This window comes from Saccharospirillum alexandrii (assembly GCF_043641555.1).
GTDB lineage: Bacteria > Pseudomonadota > Gammaproteobacteria > Pseudomonadales > Natronospirillaceae > Saccharospirillum > Saccharospirillum alexandrii_A.
In genome coordinates this window covers 578,916-591,417 of sequence record NZ_JBHZRJ010000003.1, presented here as the reverse complement: position 1 = coordinate 591,417, position 12,502 = coordinate 578,916, and the positions used below count along the sequence as shown (strand labels likewise).

Here is a 12,502-nt window from a genome sequence, read left to right as displayed (position 1 = left end):
CCATGAAAGGCAATCCAACCATCATCAAGGCGCTCAACGCCTTGCTCGCCAACGAATTGTCGGCGATGGATCAGTATTTTTTGCATTCCGAAATGTATCGCGACTGGGGCCTGAACAAACTCTACGAGCGCATCAGCCACGAGTTTGACGACGAAAAAGGCCACGCCACCAAACTGATTGAACGCATTCTGTTTCTGGAAGGCACGCCCAACATGAAAGACCGCGAACCGATCAACATCGGTTCCGATGTGCCGTCCATGTTGCAAAGCGATCTCGACATTGAGTACGCCGTACAAAAAATGCTCACCGACACCATCGCCCTGTGCGAAAAAGAGCAGGACTACGGCACCCGGGATATGCTGGAACCGTTGCTCGACGACACCGAGATGGACCACGCCTACTACCTGGAACAACAACTGCGCCTGATCAAAATGATCGGCCTGCCGAATTACCTGCAATCTCAGATGTAATTTCAAACCGGTCTGGCGCTCGAAATTAAGTGCCAGTCCGGGCTCACTACTTACAAGGTCATTCTCATATTTCAACGTTGGTATCTAGCCGAGTGCCAGGTGCCGGGTATGCCTATCCGGGGAAGTCTGAGGCATGGATGCCGAAGTCTAGGCCCCATGGATGGGTTCACGCCGGCCCCGGATAGGCATGCCCGGTGCCTGGCACGGACTCGTGGCACTATCCCTCGACAATGCCACCTACTGCATCGCCGCCATCACCGGATCTCCCACCTCAATCACATACACCGCAATCAGGGTAATCACACCCGCAAATGCCAGGTAATACAACGTCGGAATAATGGTCATACGCAGTATCGTGCCCTCGCGCCCCATCAAACCAACGGTAGCCGAAGCCGCCACAATATTGTGAATGGCAATCATGTTCCCGGCCGCCGCACCCACCGCCTGGGCGGACACCAGCATCGCGGTTGAAACCCCTAGCAACTGAGCCGTGTTGAACTGAAAATCAGACAGCATGAGGTTCGACAGCGTGTTGGAGCCGGCAATAAAGGCACCCAAACCACCAACGGTTGATGCAAACATTGGGTACACCACCCCAACGCCGTTCGACACCAACTGCGCCATGGCACGCGGCATCGAGGGCAGGTCAGCCGCGTTCACGCCCGAGTTAATTAGAATTCGCACCATGGGAATGGTGAATACCAGCACAAAGCCAGCGCTGATCAAAGTTTTGGTACTCTCACTGGCGGCCTGACCCAGCGACCGCACGCCCACGCGCTGCAGCAACATCGTAAGCGCAACCACAACCACCATGATACCGCCGGGCAAATACAAAGGCTGCAGGCTTCCACTAATACCGCCCTCACCCAAAATATCGGTCCAGCCGAAAGCGAGAAAGGTTTCAACAAAATGTTTCAGAACCGGAATGGCCCGGGTGAGCACCAGCAATATCGCCAGCATGGCATAGGGCGCCCAGGCGCGCAGCAGCGGCATGCGCTGTTCGGGTGGCGTGTCATCCAACGGAATGTTAATGCTGCCATTCCAGGCTTCGGGCCACTGCTGCTTGGCCGAAAAATCCCATGACTCCTTTGGGAGCAACCAGCCGCGTCTGGCCACCGGCACGACAATCATCAGGCCGATCAGCGCACCCAGCATTGAGGGGAATTCAGGGCCGAGCAGAATGCCCGCCGCCGCGTAGGGGATAGTGAATGCAAGGCCTGCAAACAGCGCAAAGGGGAGCATGGCAAAGCCTTCACGCCATTGCTTTTTCTCACCGAAAAACCGGGTCAGCATCAGGCACATCAGAAACGGCATCAGGGTGCCGATAATGCCGTGGGTGATGGCGATTTCAGAGGTCATCAGCCGGTAAAATTCGCTCCAGCTGCTGCCATCGGCAACCAGCAATTCAGTAATGGCGATTCGGTCCAGCCCCCCGGTCACCCCGACCACAATGGGCGTACCCACTGCCCCGAACGATACCGGCGTTGACTGCACCATCATGCCCATCACCACCGCAGCCATGGCCGGGAAACCGAGCGCGACCATCAACGGCGCAGCAATGGCGGCTGTGGTGCCAAACCCGGAAGCCCCTTCCAGAAAGCAGCCGAACATCCAGGCGACCAGAATCACCTGCACCCGCCGGTCCGGGCTGATGTCGGAAAACCCGGCACGAATGGCCGAGAGCGCACCGCTGGCTTTCAGAGTATTCAGAAGCAGCAGCGCGCCGAAGATAATCCAGAGAATGCCCGCCGTCAGAATCAGCCCCTGCAGCACAGAGGCCGTCATCCGCATCAGGCTCATCTGCCACACCCAGCCACCCAGCACCAGTGTGACCAGCAGCACGACCGGCATGGCTTTTTTGGCGGGCCAGTGAAAGCCAACCAATAGAATGCCAGCCAGTACAATAGGCAGGAAAGCCAGGGAATAAACAACGGACAGCATGCAAAGCTCCAGACAGAGGTTTTCAACCCCGCAGTCTAGACCACTGATCGAGTAATACCTTGCTTCGGATCAAGAAAGGCGCGATTTGCTCGTGCCTTGCCGTTACCGCCCAATCACCAATGCAGCGTTGCCCCAAAAAGGGCGTAATGCAGCCAGGCGAAGGTATAGACGTCGCCCCCTTCGCCACCCCCTTCCAGGGTGCGGTAGCCGGCCCGGGCCGTTACCCGGTCGCTCCACCGGTAATTGGCAACAAAAGCCGCATCGATCGCCCGGCCCTGGGGGCTGCCCAGTGCATCGACATCGAACTCCAGCGACACGGAATCGTTTAGGTGACGTTGGGCATTGAAATGCAACAAAGGCACAACACCCAGGTTGGGGTCATCGGCTTCAGTGCTGCCCTGGGTCAGCCGAATGTTGGCATCGCGCACCAGCAACGTTGCGCCCGCCCCCAGCGTCCACTGCTGATCGTCCCGAAAGGTATAGCGGTAGGTCAGCCGGTAGGTGTTGAACTTGTAGTAGCCTTCGATCGGGGTATCGGCCGCGAAGGTTTCGCCGCCGAAACGCGTCGGCTCACTCAGTGTGCCGGTGCCTTCGATGCTGACCGGGGCATAGAGTGCCCGCACTGTGTGACGCTCGGCGAAGGTCTGTTCAACGCTGAGCCGACCATAGGGCACCGGGCCGGCACCGGTCAGTTCAAGCAGGTCGAACCGGTCTCCGGCCGATGAATTGGGGATCTGGGCATCGTTATAGGAGAAGCCGAGCGGACCCGCCTCCAGCGTTAGGTCCAACGCCTGGGCGGGCACCGATAGCAGAGTAAACGCCGGCACCAATAAAAGCCGACTGAGAAGTGAGGTATTCGCGGGGGAATGAACCATGGTGATGCTCCTTTTGAACGATCACCATGGTACGGCAGGCAACTCAGGCCGGTTCAGACTTTACGTTCCCAAACCTCTTTCAAGCCAATGGTTCGGTTGAACACCAGGGCATCTGGTTTGGACTCATACCGGTCGATCACAAAGTACCCTTCCCGCTCGAACTGGTACGACTGCTCAGCCGCGCCCTTAGCCAGGCTCGGTTCGACCACACAGCCGGTTAGCACCTTCAACGATTCGGGGTTCAGGTGCTGCATGAAGTCATCACCACCACGATCCGGGGTTTCGGTATCGAACAGGCGATCGTACAACCGCACTGTGGCTGGCACGCCTTCGCTGGCCGAGACCCAGTGAATGACACCGCGCGGGCGAACGCCTTCGGGGGCATCTGCACCCACCGTGCCTTCAACAACCTTGGCACGAATCTCGGTAATCTCACCGGCGTCGTTCTTGATCACCTCATCGGCCTGAATGATGTACGCATTGCGCAACCGTACCCATTCACCGGTGACCAGACGCTTGAACTTCTTGCGCGACAGGCTGCTGTCTTCATTGAAGTCGGACCGGTCGATGTAGATTTCGCGGGTAAAAGGCAATTCGCGCTCGCCCAGGTCTTCCCGGTTCGGGTGGCCCGGGGCGGTGAAGACTTCACGGTGCCCTTCCGGCAGGTTGGTGAACACCACTTTCAGCGGGTCCAGCACGGCCATGGCGCGGGGAGCGTTGTCGTTCAGGTCTTCACGAATCGCGAAATCGAGCATGCCCAGGTCTACCACGCCGCCGGCACGGCTGGTGCCGACCATATCGGAGAAGTGGCGCAGTGAAGCAGGCGTCACACCACGACGACGCATGCCACTGATGGTGGGCATGCGCGGGTCGTCCCAGCCGTCGACCACGCCGTCGTCGACCAGGCGCTTGAGTTTGCGCTTGGAGGTGATGGTGTAGTTCACGTTCAGGCGGGCAAATTCATACTGGCGCGGCACCGCAGGCACCGGCAACTTGCTGATGAACCAGTCGTACAGCGGCCGGTGGTCTTCAAATTCCAGCGTACAGATGGAGTGCGTAACGCCTTCGAGCGCATCCGACTGGCCATGGGCGAAGTCGTAACTTGGGTAAATGCACCATTTGTTGCCAGTCTGGTGGTGCGCTTTCTTGCGAATGCGATACAGAATCGGGTCGCGCAGGTTCATGTTCGGCGCGGCCATATCGATTTTGGCGCGCAGGGCACATGAGCCTTCGTCCAGCTCGCCATTGCGCATTTGTTCGAACAGGGCGAGGTTTTCCTCGACGGTGCGATCCCGGTACGGGCTGTTTCGGCCGGGCTCGGTGAGGGTGCCGCGGTATTCCCGCGCCTGGTCACCGGAGAGATCACACACGTAGGCATCGCCGTTTTTGATGAGATGCACGGCGTAGTCGTACAGGGTATCGAAGTAGTTCGAGGTGTACTTTTCGGTCTCGTTCCATTCGAAGCCCAACCAGTGAATGTCGGCCTTAATCGAATCGATGTATTCCTGTTCTTCTTTCTCCGGGTTGGTGTCATCAAACCGCAGGTTGCAGACACCGCCAAATTGCTGGGCCAGACCAAAGTTCACGCAGATGGATTTCGCATGGCCAATGTGCAGATAGCCATTGGGCTCTGGCGGGAAGCGCGTGACGATTTTATCGTGCTTACCCTTGGCCAGATCATCCTCAATGATGGTGGCGAGAAAGTTGGACGGCTTGTCACTCATGTGAACAGAAACTCCCGGGTCGGTCGAGTAAAGTCAGGGCGGGCCGCACGCGGCAACCCAAAGCCGGGCATTATAGCGGGTTCATTGCTGGCGGGTAAGGCGTCTGCTGTCATCAGACTGTGATCTGGTGCCAGGATTCCGTTTCGGCCACCGGGTGTGCTTGGTCGGGGTCGGCGTGAACCCATCCATGGGGCCTAGGCTTCGGCATCCATGCCTCAGACTTCCCCGACCAAGCACACCCGGCGCCCGGCACTCACTCAGCTGGTTGCGAACTCGACGTTCTAAAAACTAACAGCTCGAAGCTCACAGCTCTCAGCTCATCTCTCAAAACCTTGATCCACAGCGCCGCTCAGATTACTGTATATCCATCCATGCTTATTGATATCTATTAATGCGCCTCTTTATTGCCGAAAAACCCAGTCTCGCCCGCGCCATAGCCGATGCCCTGCCCGGCACAGGCAAGAAAGAAGCCGGTTGCATCCGTTTTGCCAGTGGCGATGTGGTGAGCTGGTGCATCGGCCACCTGCTGGAGCAAGCCGACCCGGATGCCTACGACCCGGCCTTTAAACGCTGGAGTCACGATCACCTGCCGATCATCCCCAAGCAATGGCAGTGGGTACCCAGAAAGCAGGTGGGCGCTCAGCTAAGCGCCCTGCGCAAACTGGTGAAAGAAGCCGACCAACTCGTACACGCCGGCGATCCCGACCGCGAAGGCCAGTTACTGGTCGATGAAGTAATCGCTTACTTAAAGGTGCCCGCTGCCAAAAAAGCCGCCACCCAACGTCTGCTGATTGCCGACTTGAACCAGGCCGCCGTAGAGCGTTCATTGCGTCAGTTAAAACCGAATGCCGATTTCCAGCCGCTGTCGACCTCTGCCCTCGCCCGCTCCCGGGCGGACTGGCTGTATGGCATTAACCTGACCCGGGCGATGACGCTGCAGGGCAAAGCCGCCGGGTACCAGGGCGTGTTATCCATCGGGCGGGTGCAAACGCCGGTGCTGGGCTTGGTGGTCGGGCGGGACGACAGCATCGAGGCCTTCGTCAGCAAACCTTTCTATGAAGTCATCGCCCTGCTGGAAACCGAACAGGGCGAGCGCTTTCACGCCAAATGGGTGCCCAGCGAAGCCTGCGAACCCTGGCTGGATGACCAAGGCCGCAACCTCTCCCAACCCCTGGCGCAGAACGTTGTGCAGCGGGTGAGCTTCAAACCGGCCAGCGTCACCCGGCTGGAGCAGAAAACCATAAACCAGCCAGCCCCCCTGCCCCACAGCTTGTCCAGCTTGCAGATGGACGCCAACCGAGCCTTCGGCATGAGCGCCCAGCAGGTGCTCGACACCGCCCAGTCACTCTATGAGACGCACAAAGCCATTACCTACCCGCGCTCCGACAGCCGCCACCTGCCTGCAGAACACTTTGCCGAAGCGGCCGCGGTGACCAAAGCGATAGAGACCAGCCTGACCAACCTCAACCATTCAGGCTTTACCGACACCGGCGGCCGCCTGAACCTGAAACAGAAAAGCAAAGCCTGGAACGACGCCAAAGTAGGCGCGCACCACGCCATCATCCCCACCCAACGCAGCCTTACCCGGCTGAATGCCGATGAACTCAAAGTCTACAGCCTGGTCTGCCGCAACTATTTAGCGCAGTTCATGCCGGTGTGGAAAAAGCTGGATACCAAAGTAGACGTGACCATAGAAAACGGCCTGTTCCGGGCCAGCCAGACCGATACTCACGACCTGGGCTGGAAAGCCCTGTTTCCAAGTGCTCGCAACACAGAAGAGGCAACAACCGCCCCACCCTTACCGGCACTGAAAGAAGGCCAACCCCTGCAATCGCTACAGGCAGAATGCATGGAGAAACACACCACCCCTCCCAAACCTTTCACCGAGGCCACCCTGCTTGCGGCGATGACCGGCATCAGCCGCTTCGTAAGCGATGCCTCCCTGAAAAGCATTCTGAAAGAAACCGACGGTTTGGGTACCGAAGCCACCCGGGCGGGTATTATTGAGCTGCTGTTCAAGCGCGACTTTTTGCAGCGTCAGGGCAAGAACATTCATGCGACGCAGGCAGGGAAAGCGCTGATTCACGCCTTACCTGAACGCATTACCCAGCCGGATTTGACGGCCCGTTGGGAATCGGTGCTGGGGGACATTGCCAGCAAGAAGGCTCGTTATGATGATTTGATGAAACCTCTGGAGCAGGGGTTAACTGAATTGTGCGGTCAGCTTAGGACACTGTTGCCCACGGGGTTGGCTGGGTTGGGGCGGAAACCTGGGAAAGCTTTTGGTAGGAAGCGTAAGCCGAGGCAGGCAACTGGAGCTAAAAAGGCTGGAGCCAGATCCAAGCCAAAAACAGTAACCAATCTCCGTTCGCACTGAGCCTGACGAAGTGCCTTGGGAAGTATAAAATCCACTGAATTGAGCCCACTAACCCAAAAGCGGACAGATGTGACACCCTTACTCAATAAATACTTGCCAACTGAATCACAGAGTGAGATGGTGACGAAACAACGTTTTTCGCCTTGGTGTGCCCTGTAACCGGCCGGGCGGTAGCGGCTTTGGTCGATTTTCAAAGAATACGATTCTTCGAGAAAAGAAACCTCAATATGCATTCAATTGGCTTGATTACATTAGCCACAAAAATCTACTTTGCTGCCTCAAAGGCTTTGCAATGATGAGTTTCCAAGCAATATTTCTGGATAGGCGACAAAAGCAATGAAATATCACGGAAAACTTGTATTTTTATGAGTTTGTATGGGGAGCCAAATGAGTGCTTGTGGCTTGTAGAGAGGCCTTAATCAGCACTGGAATAGGTGTTTCTGGCCGGTGGCTGTATTAGATGGAACAATTCGGCCCTTGGATCATGTGCAGTTCTCTATGAGAACAAACTGTTATACGGCAGTCATAGTAAGTCTGATTGCGACTCAATACGGGCATTGAATTTTTTAGTAAACTACTCCCCGAAATTCCAAAAACAAGTAGTCTAATAGGAGTAATCGTGGACGAAAGACCGGATAATGAGCTATTGCAGGCTGCTCTCTTAAGATATCTTGATGTATTGCGAAGTTCCGGCTCTCGTCCGGAGTCTATAGCTCTTGGTGCGGTAGTATGCTTACTTGCTCTTCACAAAGATAATAATCCAGATCGGATAATGAAGGCATTACCTCGAGAGATGGATTCTTTTTTAAGAGGGATTGTTGGCGAGTTTGAAACAGATTTTCTTGTCAACTATCGGGATTTAAATAACGTTTACCATATACCATTCGCACACCCTGCTCTCCACCGGTTCTTGTATGAGGTGGGGTCTTTGCATATCGAATTGGGCATGGAGATGTTTGAACTGCTAGACACTGTTTACTCTATTCCTAATGGAAAAAGTGGTGAGTTTGTAACACCAAGTTCCGTAGCAGAACTTATGGCTGATTTGGTCCAAGTGTCATCAGGGGAGACTCTATTTGATCCTTGTATGGGGTCCGGTGGTTTTCTAAATGCAGTTCAGCAAACAGGGTTGACTGACTTTCAATTTTGGGGGGGAGATAAAAATGCCTTTAACCTGGTCGTTGTTCGGTTAAAGACTTTGCTTTCTAATCAGCACTATCATGAGATTCGAGGATCTAGCTTTGCTTTTACCAGCGATTTACCTCAGTTTGACGTAGTACTTAGTAATCCTCCAATTAGAAAATTGAAGCGCGACCAAGCGCGGCATATGTACTCTGACTCTCTACGTGGTGTAGCTTATCAGGATATGTCGGCCAATTTTATTGAGTTGGGGCTCCAGCATCTAAAACCTGAAGGAAGGGCTGCATACCTAGTTCCCATGGGGTTGCTATTTCAGGCTGGTGATGCTGAGCAGGCTCGAAAGAACTGGTTGCAATCCGGCATGCTGAAACTGGTTATTTCTTTGCCCGATAACTTATTGCCACATACAGGCTTACGATGTGCCATTTTGCTCTTCAAAAACAGCGAGCGAAAAGAATCGGTTCGCTTTATCAAAGCGGATGAATACTTTGAGAATGGTCATAGAAGACAAAATCGTTTGTCATACGAAAACATCAAAACGATTCTTAGCATGAGTCTATCTGACCATCCTAAAGATGGAGTTATTAATGCTGACTATAGCGCTATCGCTGACAATCAGTATTGTTTGATTCCCAGCGAGTATATCCCTGTGGAGGAAAGCAATATTGGGCATTTGTCCGAGGAATGGTCAAAGATCGGTAACATTGCTGATGTATTTCAAGGAACATCTCTTTCGCAGGTTGAAGGAGGTGATCAACCTGTTATTAGGGGTAAGGACTTAAGGACAAGTCAAATAGACTTAGATGATCTAGCGAAGAAGGATCTGACTAGCTTCTCGAAACCAGTTCGATACGCTGAGAGAGGGGATATTCTACTGCAACGTATAGGGGCTAATCCTGCTGCCTATTTAGTCGGTGTTAGGGAACAAGGCTGTGCAGTGGAGGATACCGTCTTTATCATTCGAAGCTCCAGTTTAGATTTGGATCAGATGGATTTTATCTGCCAATTTCTTAACTCTGATCAAGTTGCGAGTCGTATTAGCAATGCCAGGAGTTATTCGGTTATTCCTACTCAGACGCTAAAGTCAATCAGAACATTGGAAGTACCTATACCAAACTCGAAGATTATCGATCTGGTGAGGGAAATGAATGCGCTCGAAGCATCACTAAAAAATGAGTATGAGAAGGCCAGAGAGTACAAGAAGGCCCTGTTTGATGGGTATGATCCAAGTGATATCAGCAGTCGTTTTGAAGATGCACGATTCACTGCTAATGCTCTTGAGGCTGCACTAAAGCAAAAGGATGACATTAAATACCGTGTAAGAACGCAGTATCCATTCCCGCTAGCTTTTGCCTATAGAAACATATACCTAGAGCACGAGTATGCAGGAATTTACGAGCGGCAGATGAAATATGGGGAGCAGTTGCTGTCTTTCCTATCTGCTGTAGGAATTGCGTTGAGTGTTAAATATGGTGGCATTGACAACAATTCTAACAAGGTAGAGTTACTTAAAGAGTTTCAGTCTTATGTTCGTCGAGGTTTGTCGCCTGGTGATTTTCAAACGATACTCCAAAAAGCCTGTAAGGTCTTAAGTTCTGTGAAGGAGCCAATTGCACAGTCTTTCTCTCAGGTTTGGTACAAGCCTGGCGGCAAGAAAGAGTCGGTATTCGCAAAAAATGCTAGGGAAAGTCTTGTATCTAAGCTTAATGATTATAAGCATCATCGTGGCCCTTCAAATCGTCACGAAAGAAAATTGGTGGGAGAGGAACAATCGAGAACTTTAGATAAGCTGCTGATGCATATTGAGTTCATTTCAGATTGTGAGTTAATCCGTATCGACAAGATTGATAAGCAATGGCGTGGTGATGAGCTGATGTACTCCGCCAGTATGCTAAAGGGAGACCATCCCGCATTTGAAAAGATCCAATTCAGCTCTGAGCAAAATCTTTCTATTGATAAGCTATATATTCAGCATAAGTCCGATTTCATTTGTCTCTACCCCATGGTTTCACTGGCCTATAACCCCTACACTCGAAAGGAGGAGATTTTCTCTATCGATAAAGAGTCGGGGCATGGGTTTATGCTGAAAAGCTTCGAGTCAGGAACATCTGTAGAGAGTAAAGAGGTACGGTCTGATTTCATCTATTGGGTTGAAAAAATGCTGAACCGTTCGGATGAGCTCGAACTATGTTAAAGCGCCAAATTTAGTCTAGATTTAGGCATTATGACTAACAAGACAGCAACGCAGAAGCAAATATCGAAAACCTAGCCGAACGAATTTGAAGTCACGCAATAAATTACAATAATCAATGGGGTCAGAGTCATTGATTCAAGGTGTCCTACTCATTCCTATGGCTCAAATTGGCTATACTGCCGCACAGGACGGCCAGGCCAAACACTGCAAGTGTTGAAAGGAGCAAACAAGGGTATTTTAATGGAAATAGTCATTACTGTATGGGCCAGCATCGTAGAGACCGGTTACCTCATCCCGGGCTTTCTTGCATTCATATTCCTAATCACATTTTTCCAGAGCAATTGGTTTAAAGGTAAAGCTGGCGAAGGTGCCGTCGCGTTCTTACTGTCCCGATTGCCCAAAGACGATTATGTCACGCTCAATGACGTCACGATTCCTACTCAAGACGGAACTACCCAGATAGACCATATTGTGGTGTCTATATATGGCGTGTTCGTCGTTAAGACTAAGCTGACACCCACCGCAGTGAGAAATATCGGAAATCTGGCCGAACGAATTTAAAGTCTCGCAATAAAACACTGACTAGCTGGACACCCACTACCAGAGACTACCAAGACACCCATCGCAATGAGCAATGACGAAAATCTGGCCGAACGATTTTAAAGTCTCGCAATAAAATGCAAAAAATGGGTAGTAAGCTGGTGAAATTACAGCATGACTCGAAAATCAGAGATTTCAGGCACAACGAAACCGTAGGCTGCCCCGTGACGAGTATTTTAAATAGTGAGTATCTAAGTCAGCAGTTCAGCTAACGCAAGCCCTGGCGTACGCTGATAACCAAATTGTTGAAACTTGGCCTTGATGGAAATTGCAGTACCCACCAGGCCTTTAAACTGACTTTCAAAGTGCTGAGTGTTGTAGACCCAGTGCTCAGCATCGATGTTTAAACGTTCAAGAATGGGCGGAATGCAATTGTTGATACTCCCGCGTTTGTCATCACGGATTTGCCGCCCGGTCCAGTCAATTAGTTCCAGGTAGTCTTGCAGTCGAAACGGAAGGCCTGCGGGCATGTTCTGTCGCGGGTAGCCCACAAACGGAAACAGTGATTTTGGTTGATGTGGCTCCAGTGATTCCGGGGCCTTTTGCGCGGTAGCTATCCGTTCTTTAGCTGAGGTGAATTCGGATGATTCCGGCGTGTCTGCCATCCGGGCTCGTATGGGGTTTAAATCAACGTAGGCCAGGCAAGTTGCCAGGGCTTCTTCATCAAGTAAGGCCTGGGATTTGAATCTGCCTTCCCAGAAGCGGCCTGTACAACCGTCTTCAGCATTGGCTTGGCGTGCAATGTCTTCATTCAGAGCACGCATGAACCAGCTGATCGACATCAGGCGTTCACGCCATTCCGCCGCCAACTCTGCTATGACCTTGAGCTGTTCGTCGTACAGATCTTTCCCGGCCAGGTACTGCTGGGTCAGGAAGCTACCGGCATATAACCTGTGCCAACGCTCAATCACTTCGGTATCCGTCCAGCCTTTCGCCTTTTCAGCGTTGATGTGCAGGACAATGTGATAGTGGTTGGACATGACGGCATAGGCGCAGACATCGAGTGCGTATACTTCTGCCAACTCCAGCATGCGCTGCTCTATCCAACCGCGACGGTGTTCGTAATCGTTACCGGAGCGATCATCGCGCCCGCACAGGAACGCTCGGCGCACACACCGGGAGGTGCAGTGGTAATAGGGTGTCGCCTCCAGGGCGATCTGGCTTTTCCTCGGACGTGGCAT

8 protein-coding genes are annotated in these 12,502 nt (G+C 52.8%); 4 read left to right on the top strand and 4 right to left on the bottom strand.

Annotation, left to right across the window (positions count from 1 at the left end; genetic code table 11):
* Positions 1 to 2 precede the first annotated feature (2 nt).
* Positions 3 to 470 carry a bacterioferritin gene (bfr, locus tag ACHUE7_RS12915; RefSeq protein WP_394170338.1) on the top strand — a complete coding sequence of 156 codons (468 nt, stop codon included), beginning with the start codon at positions 3 to 5 and terminating at the stop codon, positions 468 to 470.
* A gap of 237 nt (positions 471 to 707) precedes the next feature.
* Here bfr and ACHUE7_RS12910 read toward each other — a convergent pair whose 3' ends face one another.
* From ACHUE7_RS12910 to ACHUE7_RS12900, 3 genes are all read right to left on the bottom strand, one after another.
* Positions 708 to 2,411 (bottom strand): L-lactate permease, encoded by a 1,704-nt coding sequence (locus ACHUE7_RS12910; RefSeq protein ID WP_394170337.1) that lies wholly within the window; start codon positions 2,409 to 2,411, stop codon positions 708 to 710.
* 113 nt (positions 2,412 to 2,524) lie between these two features.
* On the bottom strand, positions 2,525 to 3,286 hold the full coding sequence (locus ACHUE7_RS12905; RefSeq protein ID WP_394170336.1) for a hypothetical protein: 762 nt from the start codon (positions 3,284 to 3,286) through the stop codon (positions 2,525 to 2,527).
* A 53-nt stretch (positions 3,287 to 3,339) separates the two neighbouring features.
* A complete protein-coding gene (locus tag ACHUE7_RS12900) occupies positions 3,340 to 5,010 on the bottom strand; it encodes a glutamine--tRNA ligase/YqeY domain fusion protein (protein WP_394170335.1) in 1,671 nt (556 codons plus the stop codon).
* A gap of 391 nt (positions 5,011 to 5,401) precedes the next feature.
* On the opposite strand from ACHUE7_RS12900, the gene ACHUE7_RS12895 reads away from it, so the two are divergent.
* The 3 genes from ACHUE7_RS12895 to ACHUE7_RS12885 all read left to right on the top strand — a co-directional run bounded on the left by ACHUE7_RS12895 (position 5,402) and on the right by ACHUE7_RS12885 (position 11,282).
* Positions 5,402 to 7,387: a DNA topoisomerase III gene (locus ACHUE7_RS12895; protein ID WP_394170334.1), complete on the top strand. Its 1,986-nt coding sequence runs from the start codon at positions 5,402 to 5,404 to the stop codon at positions 7,385 to 7,387.
* 619 nt (positions 7,388 to 8,006) lie between these two features.
* Entirely contained in the window at positions 8,007 to 10,721 is a 2,715-nt protein-coding gene (locus tag ACHUE7_RS12890) for an N-6 DNA methylase (RefSeq protein WP_394170333.1), read from the top strand.
* Positions 10,722 to 10,961: 240 nt separating this feature from the next.
* The gene (locus tag ACHUE7_RS12885) at positions 10,962 to 11,282 is read left to right on the top strand and encodes a nuclease-related domain-containing protein (protein ID WP_394170332.1); all 321 of its coding nucleotides are present in this window, start codon (positions 10,962 to 10,964) and stop codon (positions 11,280 to 11,282) included.
* Positions 11,283 to 11,512: 230 nt separating this feature from the next.
* On the opposite strand, the gene ACHUE7_RS12880 is transcribed toward ACHUE7_RS12885, so the two are convergent.
* Positions 11,513 to 12,502, bottom strand: a 990-nt coding sequence (locus ACHUE7_RS12880) for a transposase (RefSeq protein ID WP_394170331.1), incomplete at its 5' end; no start/stop codon positions are given.